Source organism: Curtobacterium sp. MCBD17_028, assembly GCF_003234875.1.
In the GTDB taxonomy this organism is placed as follows: Bacteria; Actinomycetota; Actinomycetes; order Actinomycetales; family Microbacteriaceae; genus Curtobacterium.
Genome location: NZ_QKTQ01000022.1, coordinates 19698 through 43287, shown reverse-complemented (window position 1 = coordinate 43287; position 23590 = coordinate 19698). Strand labels below are relative to the sequence as shown.

20 protein-coding genes and 1 other annotated feature are annotated in these 23590 nt (G+C 70.8%); of the genes, 8 read left to right on the top strand and 12 right to left on the bottom strand.

The annotated features are described in order from the left end of the window. Positions 1 to 78: 78 nt before the first annotated feature. Both DEI86_RS17050 and DEI86_RS15530 read right to left on the bottom strand, forming a co-directional pair. Entirely contained in the window at positions 79 to 249 is a 171-nt protein-coding gene (locus DEI86_RS17050; RefSeq protein WP_375342181.1) for an IS3 family transposase, read from the bottom strand. 62 nt (positions 250 to 311) lie between these two features. Further along, positions 312 to 440, bottom strand: a sequence feature (AL1L pseudoknot). After that, positions 398 to 724 carry a transposase gene (locus tag DEI86_RS15530; RefSeq protein WP_111050112.1) on the bottom strand — a complete coding sequence of 109 codons (327 nt, stop codon included), beginning with the start codon at positions 722 to 724 and terminating at the stop codon, positions 398 to 400. (Overlaps the previous feature by 43 nt.) A 588-nt stretch (positions 725 to 1312) precedes the next feature. On the opposite strand from DEI86_RS15530, the gene DEI86_RS16380 reads away from it, so the two are divergent. Both DEI86_RS16380 and DEI86_RS16375 read left to right on the top strand, forming a co-directional pair. Continuing rightward, a complete protein-coding gene (locus DEI86_RS16380) occupies positions 1313 to 2377 on the top strand; it encodes a hypothetical protein (RefSeq protein ID WP_146244971.1) in 1065 nt (354 codons plus the stop codon). Between the two features lie 155 nt (positions 2378 to 2532). Then, positions 2533 to 2892 (top strand): hypothetical protein, encoded by a 360-nt coding sequence (locus DEI86_RS16375; protein WP_146244970.1) that lies wholly within the window; start codon positions 2533 to 2535, stop codon positions 2890 to 2892. Positions 2893 to 3122: 230 nt separating this feature from the next. Here DEI86_RS16375 and DEI86_RS16655 read toward each other — a convergent pair whose 3' ends face one another. Then, on the bottom strand, positions 3123 to 3281 hold the full coding sequence (locus tag DEI86_RS16655) for a hypothetical protein (protein WP_181439817.1): 159 nt from the start codon (positions 3279 to 3281) through the stop codon (positions 3123 to 3125). A 260-nt stretch (positions 3282 to 3541) separates the two neighbouring features. Between DEI86_RS16655 and DEI86_RS15525 the strand changes: the two genes are divergently transcribed. Next, on the top strand, positions 3542 to 4282 hold the full coding sequence (locus DEI86_RS15525; protein WP_258376581.1) for a TetR/AcrR family transcriptional regulator C-terminal domain-containing protein: 741 nt from the start codon (positions 3542 to 3544) through the stop codon (positions 4280 to 4282). Between the two features lie 187 nt (positions 4283 to 4469). Here DEI86_RS15525 and DEI86_RS15520 read toward each other — a convergent pair whose 3' ends face one another. Continuing rightward, positions 4470 to 5663: an MFS transporter gene (locus DEI86_RS15520; protein WP_111050111.1), complete on the bottom strand. Its 1194-nt coding sequence runs from the start codon at positions 5661 to 5663 to the stop codon at positions 4470 to 4472. Positions 5664 to 5754: 91 nt separating this feature from the next. Between DEI86_RS15520 and DEI86_RS15515 the strand changes: the two genes are divergently transcribed. Both DEI86_RS15515 and DEI86_RS15505 read left to right on the top strand, forming a co-directional pair. After that, the gene (locus DEI86_RS15515) at positions 5755 to 6318 is read left to right on the top strand and encodes a TetR/AcrR family transcriptional regulator (protein WP_111035684.1); all 564 of its coding nucleotides are present in this window, start codon (positions 5755 to 5757) and stop codon (positions 6316 to 6318) included. Positions 6319 to 6627: 309 nt separating this feature from the next. Further along, positions 6628 to 12282 (top strand): hypothetical protein, encoded by a 5655-nt coding sequence (locus DEI86_RS15505; protein ID WP_181439816.1) that lies wholly within the window; start codon positions 6628 to 6630, stop codon positions 12280 to 12282. 791 nt (positions 12283 to 13073) lie between these two features. On the opposite strand, the gene DEI86_RS15495 is transcribed toward DEI86_RS15505, so the two are convergent. The 7 genes from DEI86_RS15495 to DEI86_RS15465 form a co-directional block, all read right to left on the bottom strand. Next, the gene (locus DEI86_RS15495) at positions 13074 to 14333 is read right to left on the bottom strand and encodes an RNA polymerase sigma factor (protein ID WP_111050109.1); all 1260 of its coding nucleotides are present in this window, start codon (positions 14331 to 14333) and stop codon (positions 13074 to 13076) included. Beyond that, positions 14330 to 14716 carry a YciI family protein gene (locus DEI86_RS15490; protein ID WP_111050108.1) on the bottom strand — a complete coding sequence of 129 codons (387 nt, stop codon included), beginning with the start codon at positions 14714 to 14716 and terminating at the stop codon, positions 14330 to 14332. The genes DEI86_RS15495 and DEI86_RS15490 overlap by 4 nt, the downstream gene beginning before the upstream one ends. A gap of 121 nt (positions 14717 to 14837) precedes the next feature. Further along, a complete protein-coding gene (locus DEI86_RS15485) occupies positions 14838 to 15890 on the bottom strand; it encodes a Fic family protein (RefSeq protein ID WP_258376580.1) in 1053 nt (350 codons plus the stop codon). 303 nt (positions 15891 to 16193) lie between these two features. Continuing rightward, entirely contained in the window at positions 16194 to 17762 is a 1569-nt protein-coding gene (locus DEI86_RS15480) for an alpha/beta hydrolase (protein ID WP_111050106.1), read from the bottom strand. A 151-nt stretch (positions 17763 to 17913) separates the two neighbouring features. After that, entirely contained in the window at positions 17914 to 18537 is a 624-nt protein-coding gene (locus DEI86_RS15475) for a bifunctional 2-polyprenyl-6-hydroxyphenol methylase/3-demethylubiquinol 3-O-methyltransferase UbiG (RefSeq protein WP_111050105.1), read from the bottom strand. A 115-nt stretch (positions 18538 to 18652) separates the two neighbouring features. Beyond that, positions 18653 to 18964: a hypothetical protein gene (locus tag DEI86_RS15470; RefSeq protein WP_111010280.1), complete on the bottom strand. Its 312-nt coding sequence runs from the start codon at positions 18962 to 18964 to the stop codon at positions 18653 to 18655. A 137-nt stretch (positions 18965 to 19101) separates the two neighbouring features. Then, on the bottom strand, positions 19102 to 19506 hold the full coding sequence (locus DEI86_RS15465; RefSeq protein WP_111050104.1) for an arsenate reductase ArsC: 405 nt from the start codon (positions 19504 to 19506) through the stop codon (positions 19102 to 19104). Positions 19507 to 19655: 149 nt separating this feature from the next. On the opposite strand from DEI86_RS15465, the gene DEI86_RS15460 reads away from it, so the two are divergent. Then, a complete protein-coding gene (locus DEI86_RS15460) occupies positions 19656 to 20267 on the top strand; it encodes a TetR/AcrR family transcriptional regulator (protein ID WP_111012057.1) in 612 nt (203 codons plus the stop codon). A gap of 76 nt (positions 20268 to 20343) precedes the next feature. On the opposite strand, the gene DEI86_RS15455 is transcribed toward DEI86_RS15460, so the two are convergent. Continuing rightward, positions 20344 to 21144 carry a sugar phosphate isomerase/epimerase gene (locus tag DEI86_RS15455; RefSeq protein ID WP_111010277.1) on the bottom strand — a complete coding sequence of 267 codons (801 nt, stop codon included), beginning with the start codon at positions 21142 to 21144 and terminating at the stop codon, positions 20344 to 20346. 151 nt (positions 21145 to 21295) lie between these two features. Between DEI86_RS15455 and DEI86_RS15450 the strand changes: the two genes are divergently transcribed. Both DEI86_RS15450 and DEI86_RS15445 read left to right on the top strand, forming a co-directional pair. Further along, the gene (locus tag DEI86_RS15450; RefSeq protein WP_111050103.1) at positions 21296 to 22540 is read left to right on the top strand and encodes an MFS transporter; all 1245 of its coding nucleotides are present in this window, start codon (positions 21296 to 21298) and stop codon (positions 22538 to 22540) included. A 123-nt stretch (positions 22541 to 22663) separates the two neighbouring features. Further along, positions 22664 to 23509, top strand: coding sequence for a helix-turn-helix transcriptional regulator (locus DEI86_RS15445; RefSeq protein ID WP_111050115.1), 846 nt, complete (start codon positions 22664 to 22666; stop codon positions 23507 to 23509). Positions 23510 to 23590 lie beyond the last annotated feature (81 nt).

Here is a 23590-nt window from a genome sequence, read left to right as displayed (position 1 = left end):
CTCGGCATGGTCCCGCCGGTCGAGTTTGAGCACGACCACTACCGGCACAACCCCGCTCCGATTACCGTCGAGGCGGCACTACCGAGCCTCCACTAAATCCGGGGCGGAACACAGCCCCTGCCGACGCATCAGCCGCTCCACGGTGCAGCGGGCGACGGTGATGCCTTCACGGCGCAGCAGCCGCCAAATCTTCCGCGCGCCACTGATGCCACGGCCCAGGTCCCAAAATACCCGCTCGATCTCCACCAGCAGGTCATCGTCCGCGATGGACCGGGCCGAGCGGGCCGGGTCTTGAACGCGTAGTAGCCGGAAGGGGCGATCGTGACGCCGTGCTCGGTGAGCACGCGACGGATCGACTCGACCCCGAACCGTTTCCGGTGTTCGTCGATGAATTGGGTCACCACGGCAGTCGCGGGTCGAGCTCCCGCGCGAAGAACGAGGACGCCGCCAACAAGATCTCGTTGGCGCGTTTGAGTTTCCGGTTCTCCGCCTCGAGCGCTTTGATGCGAGCCGCGTCGGTGCTCGTGGTCCCGGGACGCTCGCCGGCATCGATCGAGGCCTGCTTGCACCAGCCGCGCAACGTGTCGGGGTTCACCCCCGTGCGCGACCCGATCCGGATCACGGCCGCGTTCAATGACAGCGAAGAGTCTTCCTTCTGCGCCTCTTGCACGAGCCGCATCGCACGCTCCCGCAGTTCTTGCGGATACTTCCTCGGTGCTGGCATGGTCCGATCCTCTCGGGGAATCAGACCCTCCACCAGACCCGGGGCGATTCAAGAAGCGCCGCATCACCGCCCTCCAGCTACCCTGAAACCAGCCCCAAATCGACCACCTGTTGCGTCGACCATCAGAATCCGCCGCGCCTTGCCGGAATCAGTTTCGGACCAGCTATCTGAGACGCTCGGAGCCCCGAAGGTGCGCCGACGAAGACACACGACGCTCCGTCTCGCTGGACGACCGGCTATCGGACAGCGCGGCTAGCGCCTGGCTTCCGTCCCATCAGCGGGACGGTGCAACACGCTTGGAAGCGTGTAGACAGTCCTCTAAGCTTCGATCGACCAACAGTTCGGCTGGAGCTGTGACGACTAGGTGGGGGACTAATGACAATTTGGACAGACCTTGGGTTCCGCGACAACCCCTACGAGTCTCTTCCTCTTACCGCGACCGAGGCGGGCGACGAGCTACTAGTCGGTCGAACGCGCGAAAGCCGAACGCTTTCCAGTAAGCTTAGTAATGAATCCCTTCATCCCGCACTCGAGGGGTCGAACGGCGTCGGGAAAACCAGTCTCGTGTGGGTGACGGTTTACCGAGCCATGGAAAAGCGCAAGCGAATGGAGACTGCTCAGACATTCATTCCGGCGTCGACTCCGGTGCAGATGGGTACGGATTCGACTCAAATGCATCGGGGCGCTCTGTTTGCTGTTGCCCAGGCAGTAATCGAACACAAACGTTTTTTGGAGCAGTGCGGGCACGACGTCACGGGATTGCATGACCTCGAAAGCTGGCTTAATCAGCCTATTAATCGCAGCTATGGAGCTGGGATTTTGAGCGTCTCCGGGCAGTATGCCGAAACCGCTACGTCTTCAACGGGCTTCGATGAATCGGGTTTCGAACGGCTGCTGAAGGCGGCGCTCAATCGACTGTTCCCCTCATCGTCGGACGGGGCTGTCGTCGGGATCATTGACAACGTCGAACTGGTGAGCAAGAGCAATGATGCTCGTCGTGTCCTAGAACGTATCCGTGACACGACCCTCTCCCTGCCTGGCGTGAAATGGGTGTTGTGTGGAGCACTTGGTATCGTGCGATCCTCCGTAAGCTCGCCTAGCCTGAACGGGCGTATCAGCACCCCGCTCGAGGTTGCTCCGGTCAAGTCCGAGTCAATCCCCGAACTCATAACCGCGAGGCTCAACTACTATGCGGAGGATGTTAACGCTAAATCCCCTGTAGGTGTTGAAGAGTTTCAGCATCTATACCAGATTTGCAACGAAAATCTTCGTGACGCAATGAAATACGCACAAGCTTTTTGCGTGTGGCTCGATATTGAAGATGAGCTCGGCAAGCATCCGGGTGGCTATTTGCCACTGCTTGAAGTTTGGCTAGCCCATGAGGCGGAGCAAATTCTGTCGGCTATATCGCTGCAGCCACGCGCATGGAAGCTGTTTGCAGATCTTGCAGCGGCGGGCGGATCGTGCGCGCCGGGTGACAATGAGCAATTTGACTTCAACACTCCCCAGCAGATGCGGACAAACTTTTCCGCTCTTGAGCGAGTGGACCTGGTTCGCGCGGTGGTTGATGAAGACGACCAGCGGCGTAAGACGGTGAACATCACCGACAAAGGTTGGATTGTTCAGTACGCGCGATCAAACTTCTCGGCTTAGGGGTCTGCGCGGATCGACGCGAGCGAGTCCTGCGCTGGGCATGCGCAGTGGGCCGTCGGGTGGACGGCCTACAGTCCCCGTCGCGAATGACGCCGACCGTGAAGCGCTGCAGTGGCTCACCGTCGACGAGCTCGCCGCCCGTCGACGGGGGGCTCGTGCGCGACTACGACCGCGGGCTGCGCGGCGCGCATCCGGACCCGGATCGCGTGTCCGCGATCTGGGCCGAAGCTGACGCGATCGAGCAGGTGCAGCGCGGTCGCCGAGCGCACCGAGGTTCGAACGTACGTTCGAACTCGTGGAATCATGGCCGCATGGGCAAGAACCGCAGGTACGGCACTGACGTGTCCCGTGCTGCGATCAACGAGTTCTTGACCAGGCCGGCGCCAGTGACGCTAACGCCGGAAGAGATCGGCGCAGGGCCCGTCGTGACCCGCCCGCCGGTCACTCTCGAGCGAACGCACGGCAATGGGTTGAAATCCCACCGGTACCGCCAGCGTGATCGATCGGCAGACTGAACTCCAGAAGAGCCCTCGGTCTCGGCCGGGGCTTTTCTCTGATTGGCGCCTCGCCCGCGGTCCCGATGATCCTCATCCTGCTGGCAGTGTTCGATCTTCTGGTTGCTCCTCATCGGGTGGGCGCATGGCTCCCACTGTTGGCCGGCCTGCCCCCTGCGTTCATTGGCGCTCGCCATCGAGCGACCGGTGTGACCGACGCCGCCTGCTCGTGTTCCCGCTGTGGTCGCCGGTCACCTGAAGAAGTCGGCGTACTTCGGTCCCGTGTCACCGAAGGGCGGCACGTACTCGCTGCGCTCTTCGATCACCTCTGCGGCTTGGGGGCTGACGGTGGTCGAGCTGTCCTCGCGGACGCGAGCTTCGATCATCGCCGCGAGCTCGCTCGGAGGCATCAGCCCTCGGCGTCGCCACTCTCGCGGTAACTGCCGCAAGGCATCGAGTTCCGAGTTCCCCAACTTCATCGGACACTCCCTCTCTGCGTGTGGTGATCGCGCCAGACGGAGCGGCGGTGCGCGATGCGGATTCTCGGGGTACGCGCAACTGGCGTGCTCGTCCGGCTTACGGCGTAAGCCACGTCGGAACTTACGCCGTAAGCGCGGGTAGCGTCACCAGGACCGGTCGCTGCCTCCCGGTGACCGGGAGGCGCGGGATCGTGAACCAGCAGGGAGACGTGTCGGTGGCAGAGCATCCGAGGACGAGCCGGTCAGGATCGGGAGCGCCGAAGCTGAGTCGCGACCTCGTGGTCGAGACCGCGCTCGGGCAGATCGACCGGTCGGGCACGCAGGGCCTGTCGATGCGATCCCTCGCGCAGGAGCTCGGTGTCGAGGCGATGTCCCTCTACCGGTACGTCCACGGGAAAGAGGACCTCCTCGAGGGGGTCGTCGCGTCACTGATGAGCGAACTGACCTCGCAGCTCGAGGAAGCGCAGGGGGAGCACTGGCAGGTCTTCCTGCAGACGGTCGCGCACGAGGTGCGACGGATCGCCGACAGCCACCCGAAGGCGTTCCCGCTCGTGGCCACGCGCCACCCGGCAGCACCGTGGCTGCGTCCACCGCTTCGGAGCATCGAGGTCGTCAACACGTTCCTGACCGCGCTGACCAGGAACGGCTTCAACGATGCACAGGCCGTGAACGCCTACCGCGCCTTCAGCAGTTTCCTGCTCGGGCAGCTGCTGCTGCAGTCCGTCGTCCGCGGAGCCGAAGCAGGGCCCGCTGAGGAACCCCTGGATGAAGGAGGCGCCACCGTCCCTGAGGGAGATGGATCGATGTCGTTGGACGCCGCGCCGGAGGTCCGTCGACTCCGGGCGTTGCTCAGCGAGGACCGGAGTGACGAGGAGTTCGAGGTCTCACTCGAGAGTCTGCTCGACCGTCTCGACCGCGAGCTGTCGCAATGAGCAAGTCCGGGTAGCGCATCGGTCGGAGCACGACACCCCGCCTGGCCTCCACAGGCGAACGGGTGACCGGGCAGTAGGGCACGTCAGAGTCAACTGAACCTGCAGCAGTCCCTCATCACCGAGCCTGATGGCGTGTGCGGCACGGGCACGAAGGAGCCGGCCTCGGCGTTCGGCGCGGGTCAGCGGGTCAGCCGGTCACCGCAGCCCGCCGTCCAGCGCGGAGGTGCACGAGCGCAGCGACGGCGACGAGCGCCACCACCAGCGCACCGTACGCGACAGCGGTCCGCTGCAGGCCCCAGTCGCCGACCGCGAGCCCGGCGCCGAGCGCCGGCACGCTGAACGCCGCGTAGCTGACGATGTACATCGTCGCGAAGACCTGACTGCGCTGGTGCCCCGGGGCCTCCCGACCGAGCGCGTCGATGATCTGCCGGAAGGTCGCGCCGTAGCCGATGCCGGCGATCGCCGATCCCACGGCGTACAGCGGGAGGGCGCCGAGCAGGGTGGCGGCCGTGGTGACACCGACGCCGACGGCGAGCACGGCGGCCCCCGCGACCGAGCGGAGCCGTTCGGGGACGGTCGAGGCGAGTGCGGTCCCCGCGATCCCGGCCACGAAGAAGACGGCGAGGACGACCCCGACCACGAAGTGGTCCTCCACGCCGAGCACGCCGCCGATGACGGACGACCCGAGCGACAGGTACAAGCCCGCGAGCGCCCACGCGGCACAGATGAGCGGGAGCAGCGCGAGGAACGTGGAGCGGGCCTCCCGGGGGAGGCCCGCGGTCGGCAGCAGCGACCGGAGGAGCGATTCGCGCGGTACCGGACGGTCCTCGCTTCGTTCGCCGACCCTCCAGACCAGCGCCGCGAGCGCGAGGTCGACCGCGGCGAGCACCCAGAACACGAGCTGGCGCGGCAGGGGCGCGTACTCGACCAGGCCGCCGGCGAGGACGGCGCCGACGGCGATGCCGAGCGAGGGCACCGCGCTGCTCACGATCGAGCCGGACCGGGCGGTCGGGGCCGCGTCCACGATCATGGCCGTCAGTGTGCCGGTGGCCGCGCCGACCGCGAGACCCTGGAGGACCCGGGCTGCGATGAGCGCACCGGTCCCGTCGGCGCCGGCGAACACGAGCATCCCCACGGCGAGGACGAGCAGGGACGCCGAGGCCACCAGACGGCGACCGACCCGATCCGAGAGGGCGCCCACCGTGAGCAGGGCGACGAGCAGTGCCGCAACGTAGACCGCGAAGACGACCGTGAGGGTGAAGGTCGAGAAGTGCCACAACCGCTGGTACGTCGGGTACAGGGGCGCGGGGGCAGAGGCGGCGGTCAGGATCGCCGTGCCGGCCGCAGCGGCGATGGCGAACGCGACGGGTCGGGACGGCATGCGGACGGTCCTCCTTAACGCAGTGATCGTTGCGATAAGAACGTTAGGTCAGGACCGACACAAAAGCAACGGACGTTGCGACAATGGAGGCATGCCCTCCTCGGAACCGGTCAGCCGTCCCGGCGGGCGGAGCGCGCGCGTCCTCGAGGCCGTCTACGCGGCCGTCGGCCAGCTGGTCGGCGAGGGCGCAGAGCGGATCACCTTCCCGCTCGTCGCCGAACGGGCCGGCGTGAACCCGACGACGCTGTACCGACGGTGGCCGGACGTCGGCGCACTCCTGCAGGACGCCACGGTGGCGGCACTCACGCGTGAGGGGGACCCGGTTCCCGACACCGGGTCGCTCGACGGCGACCTCATCGGCTGGGCCACCGCCGTGGTCCGGGACATCGGCCGGATCGAGCGCGCACGGTTCCTGCGTGCGATGGTGTCGGCGCGGACGGACCTCGTGGTGCACTGCGCCGTCACGGAGCGGCGTCGGGAACAGGCCGCTGCCGTGATCGGCCGGGCCGCCGCCCGTGGTGAAGCATCGCCGACCGTCGACCAGGTCCTCGATCACGTGATCGCACCGCTGTACTACCGGACGGTGTTCGCCCTGCCGGTGAGCGAGGAGGACGCGGTGCGGTTGGTGGGGGACGTGCTCGCGATGGCGCGGTGAGCCGGAGCGGGGCTCCGTGGCCCGCCATGACTTCGGCTGGATGAGGGTCCTGACAGTAACGGGTCCCTCGACCCCCGGAAACATCGCGCACCCCTCGGACAGGGGTGCCCAGCGCCGTCACGCTGCTCGCTAGCATCGCGCCTGAGTGAGAGTCGCTCGTACTTCTCACCGATCGCACTCTGGGGGAAGCATGGCCGGCATCGTGGCGCGGGCGTATCGGCTATCGGCGTCAGCCGCATGAGCCACCACGGACGTGGCCTGCGCTCGAGAGCATCTCTGAGTCGGGCTGCCGTCGTCACGATCGGAGTCATGGCGGTCGTCGCAGCCGCGCTGACCGCGACACCGGCGACGGCCGCGTCGCTCAGCGCGGCCCCGGGGACGTCGGTCACCGGCCACGTCGCGAGCCCGGCCCTCGTCGCCGCCGCGCCGGCATCCTCCACGAGCGTCAGCACGCCCGCGGTCAGCCGGCTCTCCGGGACGTACACGGTGGCCCTGAATGCGACGCGCTGGACCGCGGTCGGCGGGACCGGCATCCAGGTCAAGTCGCAGGGCAGCTCGTCCAGTGCGGTCCGGAGCGTCTCGATCAGTGTCGTGAGCCCGACCGCCGCCCAGGCGCGGCACCTCGACGGCCTGGCTCTCGACATCAAGCGGACCGATCGCACCACGCGGTCCGGGGCGGTCCAGCTCGAGGTGCCGAGGAGCCTGCTGACGAACGCCGGCGGCGCTGACGTCGCGGACCGGACGACCTGGGTGACCCTGCCCGCCGGAGTGGCGCTCTCGGCGACGAACGCGACGGCGGTGACGACGACGGCGAGCTCGGGCTCAGTCGTGCTCACCCCGAAGGTCACCACGACGGCGACCACGGTCGCGGCGACGAGCGGACCGGTGTCGGCCAGCGGCACTGGATCGTTCGCCGCGGCCCCGACCGTGCCGTCCGCGACCCCGACCGTGCCGTCATCCGCTGCGACCGTGCCGTCATCCGCTGCGACCGTGCCGTCATCCGCTGCGACCGTGCCGTCATCCGCCCCGACGATCGCGTCCTCCGCCGCGACCGTCCCGTCGTCCGCTCCGTCCGTCGCGTCGTCCGCCCCGGACGTCGCCGCACAGACGGGGTCCCTCTCGTGGACCTACCCGATGACGGTCCCGCCTGCGGCCGCGGGCCCGACCCCGCACCTCGCGCTCGCCTACGACTCGCAGTCGGTCGACCGCGAGACGGGTTCCACGAACAACCAGCCCTCGGCGATCGGCGACGGGTGGAGCCTCACCGGCGGCGGCTCCATCCAGCGACAGTACGTCTCGTGCTCGCGGGACGACAGCGCCGCCGTCGCGACCTCCGGCGACCTCTGCTGGAGGACCGACAACGCGACCCTCGAGCTCGACGGTCACAGCACACCCCTGGTCCGCGACAGCGCAACGGGTGCGTGGCACCTGCAGACGGACGACGGGTCCCGCCTCGAGCACCTGGTCGGGACGGCGCACGGCTGCGCCGCGAACGGCACGTCCGACACCGACTGCTGGCGCCTCACGACCACCGACGGCACCCAGTACTGGTTCGGGCTGAACGAGCTGCCCGGCTGGGCCAAGGGCAAGGCCACCACGAACTCCGCCTGGACGGTCCCCGTGTTCGGGAATGGCGCCGGTGAGCCCTGCCACGCGTCGACCTTCGCGTCGTCCTCGTGCATGCAGGCGTGGCGGTGGAACCTCGACTACGTCGTCGACACGCACGGCAACGCCGAGGCGTACTACTACGACGCCGAGACGAACAGCTACGGCAAGGACGGCAGCAGCACCACCTCGTACATCCGCGGCGGACAGCTCGACCACGTCGACTACGGCCTGACCAGGAGCACGGTGTACTCGTCGAACGCGGCCACGGCCCGGGCTTCGTTCGGTTACGACGCCTACGGCCGGTGCAGCGACACCACGCACAAGACGTGCACCAAGGAGAGCATCACCGCCGCGGCGACCAAGCCGGCCACCGCCTCCGCCTACCCCGATGTGCCCTGGGACCAGTCGTGCAGCGCCAGCTGCTCCGCGCACCGCGTTCCCACGTTCTGGACCGACGCGATGCTCGACACCGTCACCACGAGCGTCCGTTCGGGTTCGGGCTCCGCGACCGTCGACAAGTGGACCCTGTCGCACTCGTTCCCCTCGCCCGGCGACGGCACGAGCGCGGCCCTCTGGCTGACCCAGGTGCAGCACACCGGGTACGCCGGGAGCACGAGCATCAGTGAGCCCGCGACCAGGTTCGCGGGTGTCCGGATGCAGAACCGGGTGTCCGCGACGGGCGGGCTGGCGCCGCTCGACAAGTGGCGGATCTCGTCGATCACCGCCGCGACGGGCGCGGTGACCTCGGTGAACTACTCCGCACAGCAGTGCACCGCAGCGCGGGCATCGGCGATCGAGGCGGCAGCGGCGAGCAACGACGAGCGGTGCTTCCCGCAGCCGTGGGCATCGTCCGTGGTGCCGGCGGCCGCAGCGCGCCAGGACCTGTTCCACGAGTACGTGGTCACGAGCGTGGTCCGCGACCCGAGGACCGGCGGCGGGAACGACCCCGCGCAGGAAACCGACTACGTCTACACCGGCGGGCCGGCCTGGAGGTACGACACGAGTCCGGCGACGCCGGTCGCGCAGCGCACGTGGTCGGTCCCGGCGGGCTTCGACCGGGTCGAGGTGCGCGAGGGCGCGCCCACGACACCGTCGGCCCAGAAGACCACGGACTACACGTTCTTCCGGGGCCTCGACGGCGATCGCGCTGCCGCCAGCGGTGGGACGAAGACCGTCGCCGTCACCGGGACGACGATCCCTGACGCGCGGTGGTTCGCGGGCCGGGTGTACGAGGAGAAGGACCTCGACGGGGTCGGCGGCTCGCTGTTGTCCGACACCGTGCACGCCCCGTGGGCCGGGAGCGTCGAAGCGGACGACGGTCTCGACACGGCCCGGGTCGTCGCCGACGGGAACAGCACCACCACGGAGCCGATCGCGTCCGGTGGGAGCCGCACCACGCAGACCACGGCGACGTACGACGCCCACGGGGACCCGACGTCCCTGACCACCGCGACGTCGGACGCCGGCACCACGTGTGTCACGACGTCCTACGCGCCGGCGAACACCGACGCTTGGATCGTCGACCTGCCACAGGAGGTGACGGAGACCGGCGCTGCCTGCGGTGGCGACCCGGGCCTCCCGGCCGATGTGGTGTCGGACACCGAGACGAGCTACGACGGGCACGCGTTCGGCGTCGCGCCGACCGTCGGCGATGCGACGTCGACCCGCAGGGTCACGTCGTACAGCGGATCCACACCCGTGTGGACGACGACCGACACGAGCACGTACGACGCACTCGGTCGGAGGACCGGATCCCGTGACGCGCTCGGCCGGACGACCACGACCGCGTACACGCCGACGGTCGGCGGGCCGGTCACGCGCGTGACCACGACCAACCCGATGGGCTGGACGAGCACCACCGGGTACGACGGCACGCGCGGCGAGGTCCTCACGCAGACCGCGGCGGACGGCGGTCTCACCACGACCACGTACGACGCCCTCGGACGCCGCACCGACGTGTGGCTGCCCGGTCGGCCGCGCGCGACGTACCCGACGTCGCCGTCCTCGGCCTACGCCTACACCGAGTCGCAGACCGCGCCGTTCGCGGTCGCCACCACGACCCTGAACGCCACCACGAGCGTGACGACCGACACCCTGTTCGACGGCCTCGGGCAGCAGGTCCAGACGCAGGCGCCGTCGCCCTCTGGCGGCTCGATCGTCACCGACGACCAGTACGACGCCCAGGGGCGCGTGGTCGTCGTCGACCACGACTACTGGGCGAGTGCGGTGGCGCCGTCGGCCAAGCTGTTCGTGCCCGCGAACCAGCAGCAGATCCAGTCCTCGACCCAGACGCAGTACGACGCGGCCGGCCGCACGCTGGCGACGGCCACGCGCTCCTTCGGCAAGGAGCTGTACCGGACGACGGACACCTACCCGGGGAGCGACGAGGTCGTCACCACGCCGCCGAGCGGTGGGATCCCGACGGCGACCTCCACGGACTCGCTCGGGCGGCGGACGAAGCTCGTGCAGTACCTGGGCAGCACGCCGTCGAGCAGCACGACGGCCGACACGACGACGTACGGGTACGACGCTGCCGGACGCATGACGTCGATGACCGACCCGGCTGGCAACGAGTCGCACTGGTCCTACGACCTCCAGGGCGACCAGGTGTCCACCGTCGACCCCGACTCCGGGACGACGACCGCCACCTACGACCTGGACGGCGAGCAGCTCACCCGGACGGACGCGCGGGGACGGACGGTCGCGTACACGTACGACGACGACGGCCGGAGGACCGCCGAGTACGACGGCAGCACCAGCGGCGCGCTGCTCGACTCGTGGACCTACGACAGCCGCAAGGTCGGTCAGCTGACGTCATCGTCGAGCTACACGGGCTCGGTGCCCGGTGTTCCCGGCGCCGCGTACACGACGTCCTACTCCGGGTACAACGCGTACGACGAGCCCACGGGCGAGACGATCTCGATCCCGTCGGCAGCACCCGCGTTCGGTGGCACGACCTACACCCTCGCCTACGGGTACGCGGTGGACGGTTCGCTCCTCGCGACCACCTACGGAGCGATGGGGGGCCTCGCGGCCGAGAAGGTCGTCACGAACTACAGCGCGCTGGGCGACCCGGTCGGCATCGGCGGCGCGGCCGACTACGGTGACGTCCTCGTGAACGCGCTCGGCCAGGTCGCGCAGATCGACCGTGGCGGAACCGTGGCGAACTCCTCCGCCTACTCGTACGACGAAGCGACCGGGGCGCTCACCGGCATCGAGGACATGACCGGCACCGGATCCGCCACCGTGGTCCAGGCCGACCGGACCTACCACCGGAACGACGCCGGCGTCATCACCTCGGCGGTCACGACCGGCGAGGCGGGGTCCGAGGCCCAGTGCTACGGACACGACGCGCTCCAGGAGCTCACCGACGCTTGGACGTCCGCATCCGGTTCCTGCTCCGCTGCGCCCACGGCCTCCGGCCTCAGCGGCGCTGCACCCTACTGGCACACCTACAGCTACGACACCGCGACCGGAAACCGCCTGTCCGAGACCGACCACTCCACCACCGGTGGTCCGGACACGACGAGCACGTACGCCTACCCGGCAGCGGGCTCCAACCAGCCCCACGCCGCACAGTCGGTGACCACGACCGACGGGACCACCACGACGACCGACCAGCTCGCCTACGACGCGGACGGTGACACCACGAGCCTCGACGGGCGCGCTGTGGCGTACGACGCTGACGGCGGGGTGCAGTCGATCACCGCGGCGGACGGTGGCCAGGTGCAGGGTGACGTCCATGACGCGAACGGCCGCCTGCTGCTGCAGGACGACCGCGTCGACGGCGCCTCCCTCGTCATCGGCGACACCGAGCTCCACCAGGCGCCGGGGTCGACCACCGTGACCGCGTCGCGCACGTACTCCGTCCGGGGCATCACCGTCGCCGAACGGGACACCGACGACACCGGTGCCGTGACCGTCTGGTTGCTCGACGCCGACGTCGACGGGACCGTCGACCTCGAGAGCAACTCGCGGACCGGCGCGGTCGTGCGGCGGTGGTTCGACCCGTTCGGCGTCGCCGTCAGCAGCGGTGCCGGCTGGAGCTCGGACCACGGCTTCCTGGACCAGCCGACCTCGAGCTCCACGGGGCTGACCGAGGTCGGACTGAGGGTCCTCGACTCCGCGCTCGGGCGGTACCTCGCACCCCAGACCGGAGCCGGAGCCGGAGCCGACCCCGGACCGACGGGCGTGCAGCAGACGAACCGGTACTCGTACGGCGCGAACGACCGGGTGACGCCGACTGGTCCGGGCGGCGCCTGGTCCTCCTCGATGACGGGCCCGCAGCCGTCGGCTGGCCCGGTCGGCATGCCGGAGCCGCCCGCGGCCGACTCCGGAGCTCCGTGGTCCCGCTGAGGCGCCGCGGGCGGACCACGCACATCGTCCGTCCCGGCTGACGCCCGGACCGCGAGCGGGGGCGCTTCAGCATGGGTGCGTCACTCTTGGTCGATCTGTGGTGATGCCGGCCGGGCGCCAGGTGTCGTCGCGCATCACCGCAGGCTCACCGACGGCATCGAGATCGAGATCGAGATCGTGACCGATACCGTGCCGCGTTCCGGTCGAGGATGCTGGGTCAGCCTCACTTGAGTGCGCTACCACGACTGGGCGATACAGGTGAGAGCGCTGGACCATCGAGGACGGAGGGGACTGCATGGAATCCGGGCGGTTGCAGGAGGACGTACCGCGTGCCGGAGCGCGAGAGCTGCTGCGGTGATCGACAGGGGACGGTGGTGGACATGGTGACGATGTACCGCTGTCCTGTGTGCAGATATCCCGGCTTGTACGAGCCGGCGCGTAATCGGTACGGTCTTCCCTCGTTCGATATCTGCCCCTGTTGCGGCTATCAGTTCGGAGTGTCGGATGACGACAGGGGCATCGATTACGACCGATGGCGGCAGAACTGGCTTGATCTTGGTGCGCCTTGGTGGTCTCGCGAGAGTCCACCAGAAGGATGGGATCTCGAGCGGCAGCTCAGGGATGTGTGAGCGTGAAGATCACGGATCTGGATCAGCCCGTCGCGTTCGGGACGCGCACGTTCCCCCTCTCGACCCTGATCGAGATTGGGCGGCCAGGGTTCTGAAGTTCGCCGACGACTCGAGGACGGAGACCGAACGCCCGTGGACGTTTGACGACTACCTCGGCGCGCTTCACCTCCGCGACGTCTCGACCCCCGCGTAGACCGCCCGCCGAGTGAGCAGGTGGTCGCGCTCGGCCGCGTTCTCGACCAGGGCGAGTGCGCGATCGCACGCGACCACGGCCTCCTCGGGCTGCCCGCTGCGGTGGAGCAGCTCGGCGCGCGTCGCCGCGAGGTGGTGGTTCCGGGCGAGCTGGGGATCGTCTCGCAGCCGGTCGAGTTCGATGAGCGCGGCGTCGGGGCCGTCCACCTCGGCAGTGGCGACCGCCCGGGCGAGCAGGACCATGGGGGACGGCCACGCGCGGACGAGCGCGTCGTACAGCGCCCGGATCTGCCTCCAATCCGTTGCCGCGGTGGACGGCGCCTCGGCGTGCAGGACGGCGATCGCGGCCTGGAGCGCGAAGCGTCCGGGCCGGGGCCGGAGCGCTCGGAGTGCGCGGTCGCGGGCCTCCTCGATCATGGCGCGGTCCCAGCGGCTCCGGTCCTGGTCGGCGAGCGGGACGAGCGCGCCGGCGGCGTCGACCCGCGTGCTGCGTCGGGCGTCGGTCGCGAGCATGAGCGCGAGCAGGCCCTGCACCTCGGGGTCGTCGGGCAGCACCGCCACGAGCATCCGTCCGAGTTCGATGGCCCGGTCCAGGAGGTCCGGCTGCAGCAGTCCCGCACCGGACGGAGCCGTGTGGCCGGCCGTGAACACGAGGTGCACGGTGGCGAGGACCATCAGCAGTCGGTGCGGGAGCTCGGCGGCCGGCGGGGTGCGGAACGGGATCCGCGCGTCGTGGACCTTTCGCTTCGCCCGGGTGAGCCGGGCTGCCATGGTCGCCTCCGGCACGAGGAGCAGCCGCGCGGCGTCCGCGGTGGGGATCCCGCACACCAGACGGAGCGTCAGCGCGAGCTGCGACTCGGGGGCGAGCGCGGGGTGACAGCACAGGAACACCAGGTCGAGGCGGTGATCGGGGGTGTCCCGCGGCTCCGACGGGGATGGTGACGGATCGGGCTCGACGAGCAACGGGAGCCTCCGTCGCAGCGTCATCGCCCGGCGGACGGCGTCGAGTGCACGGCGCCGGGCCACGGTCGCGAGCCAGGCCACCGGGTCGTCGGGCACGCCGCCGGTCGACCAGGCCTCGATCGCCGTGGCCGATGCCTCCTGCACACACTCCTCGGCCAGGTCGAGGTCGCGCGTCACCCGCGCCGCGGCGGTGAGGAGGCCCGCCCACCCGCGGCGGTGGGCCTCCTCGAGCGCTGCGCGCACGACCGCCGGGGTCGTGCCCGTCATGCCCCGTCGGCGGCGGGGACGCCAGGAGCCTGCCCGGAGGCCGCTCCCACGTCGCCGCGGACCCATCCGCCGACCACCGGCCGGACCTCCACCGCGCCGCCCTGCCACGTGGCCGGGTTGCGGGCGGCGATCGCGAGTGCGGCGTCGAGGTCGGGCGCCTCGATGATGCCGAGGCCGGCGATGACCTCCTTCGTCTCGGCGAACGGGCCGTCGCTGACCACGCCGTCCCGGACCGTGGTGGTCACCTCGGGCGGTGTCAGCGCGAAGGCCGCCACGAGCGCGCCCGACGCGATGAGGTCGGCCGCGTGCTGGTCGTGTTCGGCGAGGTCCTCGGCGGTGGCCGGACCTGCACCGGGGTAGATGAGGATCGCGTACTGGGTCATGTCGTCTCCCGTCGTCGTCGCCGGTGGTTCCACCGGTACTCCCTTGTCGAACGGGGTGTGCGGGAATCGACAGGCGGCGCGGACGACGTTTCCACGGGGGCAGGGTCGGGACGCGTTCCGACTACCCGCGGCGCTCTGCCGTGATGGCGTTCCGGATGCGCAGGTCGAGGTCGTCGAGTTCGTCGAGGACGTCGCGCGCCGCGAACACACGGTCACGCTTCCGGTCCGTGACCTCGTGGATCACGCCGGAGTCCTCGAGTCGAGCGACAGCGCGGAACACCGTCTGCTCGTCGCGATGCGTCTCATGGGCCATCTGCTCGACGGTGAACACCGGGAGCGCGAGGAGATGGTCGATGACGTCCTCCGCGCCCGAACCCCGGCGTGGGCTGGCGGCGGCACGCCAATCGGAGGGCAGGGTGCGGAACAGCGCGGCCGTGTGCTCCGACTCACGGGCGGCGATCTGCGTGGAGAGCGCGATGTCCTCGACGATGCGGTCCGCGTCGCCATCCCGGTAGGCAGTGAGCGAGTCGAAGTAGTGCTCTGTGTCGGCCGAGAGCGCCGAGGCGACCGGCACGACCGTGCTCCGGGCAACGCCGCGACGGCGGAGCACGGCACCGAGGAGCGCTCGTCCGATCCGGCCGTTGCCATCGGTGAACGGGTGGATGGTCTCGAACTGCGCGTGCACGATCGCGGCCTGCGCCACGGGATGGACGTCGTCGGCGTTCGCGAACGTGATCAGGTCAGCCATGAGGTCGTCGACGGTCTCGGCCGGTGGCGGGACGTAGAGCGCGCCTCGCGGACTGTGGTCGCTGCCGCCGATCCAGTTCTGGACGTCGCGGAGTCGCCCGGCGGAGATGCGCTCGGACGGATCTTCCGACATCAGGGCGTGGTGCGCGGCCAGGATCGCGTCGAGGGTGATCGCCGGGTGCGCCGTGTCGATCAACTTCGTCATGGCGCGACCGGCGGACACCATCGAGACGGCCGACGAGTTCGACCGGACCCCGCCCAACGCACGCGCGAAGTCCTCGACGGACGCCGTGACGTGCTCGATCTTCGACGAGGCGACGGACTCAGTCCTGACGAGGAACCCGGCGAGCGGTCGGAGGACGTCGGCGTAGTTCTCCTCGAGCGTCCGCACCTCGCGCATCGCGCGCTCGAGTTCTCGCGAGGCCACGGCCGTGAAGGGGAGCCCGGCGATGTGCGGTGGCACCGAGACGTCGACCTCGGTCAGGCGCCGATCGGCAGAGGACCCACGCCGTGAGGGCGGAGTCCACGGAACGGTCCGGAATGTCCGCGCGGGCCAGGACACCACGTCTCCCTCCTGCACACAACTGACATCAGCGAGGGTCAAACTATCAGTTGTGGCCCGTAAGTGACAGTAATGGCGCCGCTATTCTCACTTACGAGCGACAAGTGACAGTAACGGGAGCGTTGCTGTCACTTCCGAGGCCAGCGGGCAGGCCCCCGGCTTAGCGTCTCAGCGGCACCGCGGATCGCGACTCGGCACGAGCCCCTGCACGAGGTACGCGTCCACCGTGTCGTCGACGCACTCGTCGCCGTAGTTGTACGCCAGGTGCCCCTCGCCGACGTGGGTGACGAGGTGCCCGGACGGGAACAACGCGGCCAGGGTCTTCGCCTGGTGGTACGGGGTCGCGGGGTCGCCGGTCGAGCCGATGACGAGCACGGGGTCCTGCCCGCCGTGTGTCGGGGGCGCCGGGGACGCGACCATGCCGTCCGGCCACTGCCCGCAGGTGACGTCGCCGTACGCCTGGTAGGGACCGAGCGTCGGTGCCGCGTGCGCCAGCTGCTTCGCCTCGTGGCGCATGTCCGCGGTCACGTCGTCAGCGCCGCCGTCGAGGCAGCCGATCGCGGTGAACGCCTCGGTCGCGTTGTCCCAGTACTTCCCGTTCGAGCGCCGGCCGTTGTAGGCGTCGGCCGCGTGGAACGCCTTGGCCGGGTCGCCGGCCGCGACGCCGCGGAGCATGGTGGTCAGGGCGGGCCACTCGGTGGTGCTGTACAGGTCGTTGACGATCGCGGTCGAGAGCGTCGCCCCGTCGAGCCGCCGACCGTCGCTCGCCGTCAGGGGATCCGTGTCGGCCGCGTGCAGCAGGTGACGGATCCGGCCCATCGCGTGGTCGACGGAGCCGGTGAAGGGGCAGGTGGCGTCGCCGACGACGGCGCTCTCCGATCCCCGGAGGCAGGCCCGGGCCCAGGCGCGGAGGTCGCCCTCGAAGCCCTTCGCCTGCGCGACGACGCCGTCGGTGGAGGTCGGGGTCCAGATGTCGACGGCACCGTCGAGCACGAACCGGCCCACGTGGTGGGGGTAGAGGGACGCGTAGACACTGCCGAGCTCGGTGCCGTACGAGTACCCGAGGTAGTCGAGGCGCGGCATGCCGAGGTCGGCGCGGAGGAGCTCCATGTCGCGGGCGGCGCTCACCGTGTCGACGTGCCCGAGCAGCGCTCCGGTGTGCTCGGCGCAGTCGTGGGCGAACGTCCGGGCACGCTCGCGGTCCGCGGCGAGCCACGTGCTCGATCCGATGGTGCCGGGGAGGACGCTGTAGAGGTACCGGTCGAGCTCGGCGGCGCCACCGCAGTGCACCGCGCTCGAGTACCCGACGCCGCGGGGGTCGAACCCGACGACGTCGTAGTGCCGCGCGACCGTGGCCGTGACGGCGTTCCGCACGCTGCTCCCGACGAGGTCGACGCCGGACTCACCCGGCCCGCCGGGGTCGACGAGCAGCGTACCGAGGCGCTTGCCGGTGGCGCGGTGCTCGATGAGCGCCAGGTGGATCGCGCGCGTGCCCGGGTCCTCCCAATCGAGCGGGGCCTCCACGGCGGCGCAGCGGTCGTGACCGCACGCGGTCCAGTGGACGGCCTTCGTGAACTCGCCGAGGACCAACCGGTGCGCGATCACCGGCCCGGTCGTGAACGCGGCGATCGCCCCACCGATCAGCCCGGCGATCACCGCCACCACGATGAGCAGCAGGACACCCCCGGTGCGGCGTTCGGTGGTCCCCGGATGCTCCCCGGTCGTCCAGTAGGTCACGTGCTCCCCCTCGTCGGCCCGGGAACGCTACCAGTCGTGCCATCCGCCGCGGTCCTCCCCAGAACGGGGATGTGGAGGGTCCCCGCAGCACACCCGGTGGGGAGGGCCGTCACGGCCTCACCCCGCGGGTCCCTCCGCGTGGGCCCTCTGGTCAGGGCAGGCGCGTGGCGCGCACCACGACGTCGTGGAGCACGACCGGGCCGCTGCGGCGCACGATCTCGCGTCGCGGCTCCTCCGCACGGTCGACGCGCCAGGCGGGTCCGTCGAACAGGGCGGCGACGTCGGCGGCACCGACCGTGGCCTCCTCGGGCGGTGCGGCGTCGTGCCGGTGGTGCGACCCGTGTCGATGCCCGACGACGAGCAGCGTGCCACCGGGCGCGACCCACCCGCCGATCCGCTCGTAGAGCGCGAGCTGCGGGATCGTGGCGTGCGCGTAGGCGGTCGTCACCAGGTCGAAGCGGCGCTCGGGCTCCCAGGTGGTCAGGTCCGTGGCCACCCAGGTCACCGCGTCCGTGACCTCCGCCACGGCTGCGCGCCGTGCGGCGCGTTCGAGCGCGGTCGGCGCGATGTCGACGCCGGTCACGTGCCAGCCGTGCTCGGCGAGCCACACCGCGTCCCTCCCGGTGCCGCACCCCGCGTCGAGCGCGGAGCCGGGAGGCCCGGCCTCCGCCGCCTGCACCAGGTACGGGGTGGGAGTGGTCGGCCCCTCGGCTTCGTCGCCGTCGGCGTCGCGCCAGTGGGCGTCCCAGGAGTCGCGGTCGAAGCCGATGGTCATGACGGAATCATGCACCCCGGGCCGCGCCCGGGCGAGCCGCGCGTGGGCGACTCGTGCTCGGCCGACCTCGCGCGGGGGCCCGGGCGCGAGGGCCCGGGCGCGCAGGGCGGAGCCGTCAGGGACGCCCGGTCGCGTACTGGTTCGCCGTGATGAGCCGGTACGTCACGTCGGGGCCCGAGTCGGCGACCTTCACCCACACCCGCTCGCGGTCGCTGAACTTCATCGACACGCGGTCGTAGGCCTCGCCGCCGATGCGGTGCCCGGCGAAGTACGACGGCCGCCCCTCGGTGCTCGACAGCAGGACGCCGACGAACTCCGCGTCGGTCGGGGGTTCGCTCAGCAGCTCCGCCGGGTCGAGCTGCAGGATGATCACCTCACCGCGGACCACGTTGCCGGGGGTGCCGTCGGAAGCGTTGCGTTCGGTCATCGTCGACTCCTGCTCTCCGGGCGATCTGAGGACAGCGTAGGCGCGGGCCGATGCAAGCGGTAGGGCCGCGGGAGTGGTCGGGCTGCAGAAGCGACCGTGCCGCAGAAGCGACCGTGCCGTCGATCGCGCCGGACGGGTCAGGCGTCGAGCTCCGCGACGAGCGCCGTGACGCGCCGCCGGATCTCGTCACGGACGGGCCGCACCTGCTCCAGCGGCAAGCCCGCGGGATCGGTGAGCTCCCAGTCCTCGTAGCGCTTGCCGGGGAACACCGGGCACGCGTCGCCGCACCCCATGGTGATGACGACGTCGGACGCGCGGACGGTGTCCGTCTCGAGCACGGTCGGCCGACCGGCGGTGATGTCGATGCCGTCCTCGGCCATGGCCGCCACCGCCACGGGGTTGATGTGGTCCGCCGGTTCGCTGCCCGCCGACAGCACGGTCACGCGGTCGCCCGCGAGGTGCTGCAGGTAGCCCGCGGCCATCTGTGATCGCCCGGCGTTGTGGACACACACGAACAGGACGGTGGGGCGGTGGTCGGTCATCGTGCTCCGGGGCCTCGTGGGGCGGTGCGTGCCGCGGGACGTGCGGCACGGTGAGCAGGTTGCCCTCCCCGTCGCTCCGGCGCAACCCGACCGGCGGCCGATCTCGCGAACGTGCCCCCGGCCCTCCCGGCTGGCGCTACGTTGGGGGCGTGACCAGCGCTGGAGCCGCCGAGGACGCCCCACGGCGCGGGTACCGCAAGGGGGCGGAGCGGCGCGCGCAGATCCTCGACGAGATGATCCGGATGGTCGCCGAGCAGGGGGTCGACGCGTCGTCGATCCGTTCTGTGGCGGACGCGCTCGGCATCTCGCACGCGGCGCTGCGGCACTACTTCTCGTCCCGGGACGAACTCCTCGTCGCCGTGTACCGGGAGCACGAGGTCCGCACCGTCTCGGCGGCCGAACCCCCGACCTCGGCGATCGGGGACATGCGCGAGAGCACCGACCGCAACCGGTCCGTGCCCGGGCTGGTGCAGCTCTACACGACACTCGCGGCCGACGCGGTGCAGGAGGGCCACCCGGGGACGCGGGAGTTCATGCGCGAGCGTTTTCGATCGCTGCGCCACGACCTCGCCGAGCTCATCCGACGCGACCAGGAGGCCGGGCGGATCCGCGCGGACCTCGACGCGCAGGACCTCGCCTCGCTGAGCATCGCGGCGTCCGACGGGCTGCAGGTGCAGTGGCTGCTCGACCCCGAAGCGGTCGACGGCGCGCGGGTCCTCCGGCTCCTCGAGTCGATCGTGCCGCCGGGGCCGGCCGCCTGATCGGGACGGCGCTGCCGATGGGAACGGGGCGGGGCCGCGCCGGATCGCCCGGCGCGGCCCCGCCGTCGAGCTCAGCTCAGTGGTCGTTCTCGCGCAGCCAGGCCAGGGACTCGGCGATGCCCTCGAACACGTCGCCCTTGTAGGCGTCGAACTCGACGACACGCAGGGCCTGCGGGGCCGCGGCGAGGATCGCGGCGACGTCGACGTCGCCCTGACCGGCGGGGGTCTGGTTCTCGAACGCCGCCTTGAGCGCGTCCGGCACGACGAGCGCGCTCTCGCTCGACGGGAGGGCCGTGGCGATGTCCCCGGTCACCTTGCCGTCCTTGACGTGGATCGCGACGACGCGGTCGCCGAGCCCGCGGAGCACGGCCGGTGCGTCGGCACCGCCGACGGTGGCCCAGAACGTGTCGACCTCGAGGACGACCTCGGGGGCGAGCTGCTCGACGAACAGCTCGTAGATCGGACGACCGTCGACCTTGTTCGTGAACTCCCACTGGTGGTTGTGGTACCCGAAGCGGAGGCCGGAGCCCGCCGCCTGCTCGGTGAGCGTGTTGACGCGCTCGGCGAGGCGCTTCGCGTCGTCGGCGGTCTGCCACCGGTCCGTCGGGATGAACGGGTCGATGACGGTCGTGATGCCGAGGCGGACGGCGGCCTCGAACACGGCCTCGGGGGCCTCCGAGTCGATCACGGCGGCGTGACCGGACGGCGCGGTGAGGCCGGTCGCGGCGAACACGCGCTCGTAGTCGTCGACGCGCTCCTGGAACGCGTACGGCTCGACGTGCTCGTAGCCGATCTCGCGGACCCGCGCGACGGCGGCGTCCAGGTCGGCCGCGACGGCGTCCCGCAGCGAGTACAGCTGCACGGAGGTGGTGGGCATTCGGAACTCCTTCGGTCCTGGCAGGGGTGTCCACCCGTCGCGGCCGTGGGATGCTCCGGCGTCGTCGACAGGATCGGGACGACGCTACACGCAATACCTTCCGGTGTGTAGTTTCCCCGGCGCGTCCCGCGGCGCCGTTACGATCCGGAGCGTGACCGACTCCCGTTCCGGTGCCGACGCCGTCGTCGACCGCCGTGTCCTCGTCCGATGGCGGACCGCGATCATCGTCGCGTTCGGCATCGGTGGCATCACCCTCGCCGCGTGGGGACCGCGCCTGCCGGAGCTCCGCGCGGAGCTCCACGTGACGACCGGCACCATCGGCGTCGTGCTCGCCGCCGTCACCGTCGGGTCCGTCGCCGGGCTGCTGCTCGCCACCCCGCTGCTGCGGACGCTCGGGAGCCGACGTGCGATCGCGAGCACGATCCTCCTGGTCGCCGTCGCGCTCGCCGTCATCGGCCTCGCCGCCGCCCTCGGGTCCGTTCCCCTGGTCGCCGTCGCGTTCGTCGCGGCCGGGCTCGGGATCGGGTCCCTCGACGTCATGATCAACGTCGAGGGCACGGCTGTCGAGGCCGCGATGGGCCGCACCTTCCTGCCGCTCATGCACGCGGCATGGTCGGGAGGCGCGGCACTCGGGTCCGGGATCGGCGCGGCTTGCGCGGCGCTCGGCATCGCACCGTCGGTCCAGTTCGTCGGCGAGGCCGTCGCGATCGCCGTGGCGGGCCTCGTCCTGACCCGCTCGATCCCGGCCGGCGCCCGGACCGAGGAGCCACGGGAGCCCCAGACCACCGGCCGCAAGGTGCTCGACTGGCTGCGCGGATGGGCCGACTGGCGGCTCCTGCTCATCGGGGTCGTCATGCTCGGCGTCGAACTCGGCGAGGGGTCCGCGAACAACTGGCTCACCCTCGCCACCCGGGACGACCACGGCGAACCCGCAGCGGTCGCCGCGCTGTTCTTCACCGTGTTCGCGCTCACCGAGGCCGCCACGCGGGCACTCGGCGGCCCGTTCGTCGACCGGTTCGGCCGCGTGTGGACCGTCCGCGTGACGGCGGCGCTCGGGGTGCTCGGCGCGGTCGCGTTCATCCTCGGCGGGACCTGGTGGATCGCGCTCGTCGGGGTGCTGCTCTGGGCGGTCGGGGTGTCGATGGGGTTCCCGCTCGGCATGTCCGCCGCGGCCGAGTCCGGCCCGGACCCCGCCGCGCGGGTCAGCGTCGTCGCGTCGATCGGGTACTTCGCGAACTTCGCCGGTCCGCCGGCCATCGGGCTCCTCGCCGAGCGGTCGAGCGTCCTCACCGCGCTGTGGCTCGTGGCGGCAGCGTTCGTCGCCGCGTTCGTGGCCTCCGGGGCGCTGCGGCCGCGGACGGTGGGGCCGACGGGAGCGACGGCGGTCCGGGCCTGAGTGCGGTCGGACGGGGCTGCGTCGTCGTGCTGCGGGCGGTCGGCTGCGGCGCCGGCGTCGTCCGCGGCGTCCTGGGACCGGTGGACCCAGGACACCGCCGCGCCGGTCGCGGAGACTGGACGGGTGCAGACCTGGGAGTTCGGACGGACCGTGCGGCGCTGGCGAGACCGCGTCGCGCCGGAGACCGTCGGCGTGTCCGTGGGCGGCCGCCGACGTGCGGTGGGCCTCCGGCGCGAGGAACTCGCAGCGCTCGCCGGGATCTCCGCCGACTACCTGACCCGGCTCGAACAGGGGCGGGCGACCTCGCCCTCGGCGCAGGTCGTCGAGGCGATCGCCCGAGCCCTGCGGCTCTCCGACGCCGACCGCGACCTCCTGTACGACCTCGCGGGACACGCCGCACCCGGCCCCGACCTCGTGCCGTCCCGGATCTCGGCGAGCGTGCAGCGCCTCCTCGACCGGCTCGCGACCACCCCGGTCGCTGTGTACGACGCCACGTGGACGCTCATCGTCGCCAACGCGCCGTACGACGCGCTCATGGGACCCACCTCGACCTGGCGCGGGATCGAGCGCAACGCAGTCTGGCGCAACCTGATCGGCCCCGGCACCCGCGTGGTGCACAGTCCGGAGGAGCTCGCCGCGCTGCAGGCCGGACAGGTCGCCGAACTCCGCCGTACAGCGAGCCGCTACCCGGCCGACCGGTCCGTGCAGGCCCTCGTGGCAGAACTCGCCGCCGGGAGTGCCCGGTTCGTCGAGCTCTGGGAGGCCGAGACGGTCGCCGCGGACCGTGGCACCGTCAAGCGCAAGGTCGTGCAGCACCCGACCGTCGGGCCGATCGCGCTCGACTGCGACGTGCTGGTCGTGGCCACCGACGACGTCCGCATCATGCTCTACACGGCCGAGCCCGGCACCGAGGACGCCGAGCGGCTCGCCCTCGCGATCGTGCTCGGGACGCAGACGCTCGTCGACTGAGCCCACGTCGGACGGGAGGTCCGCTGCTGCGGTGGGCGCGCCTCCCGGATGACTCGCGAGTCCGGCTGCCGCTCGAAGGTG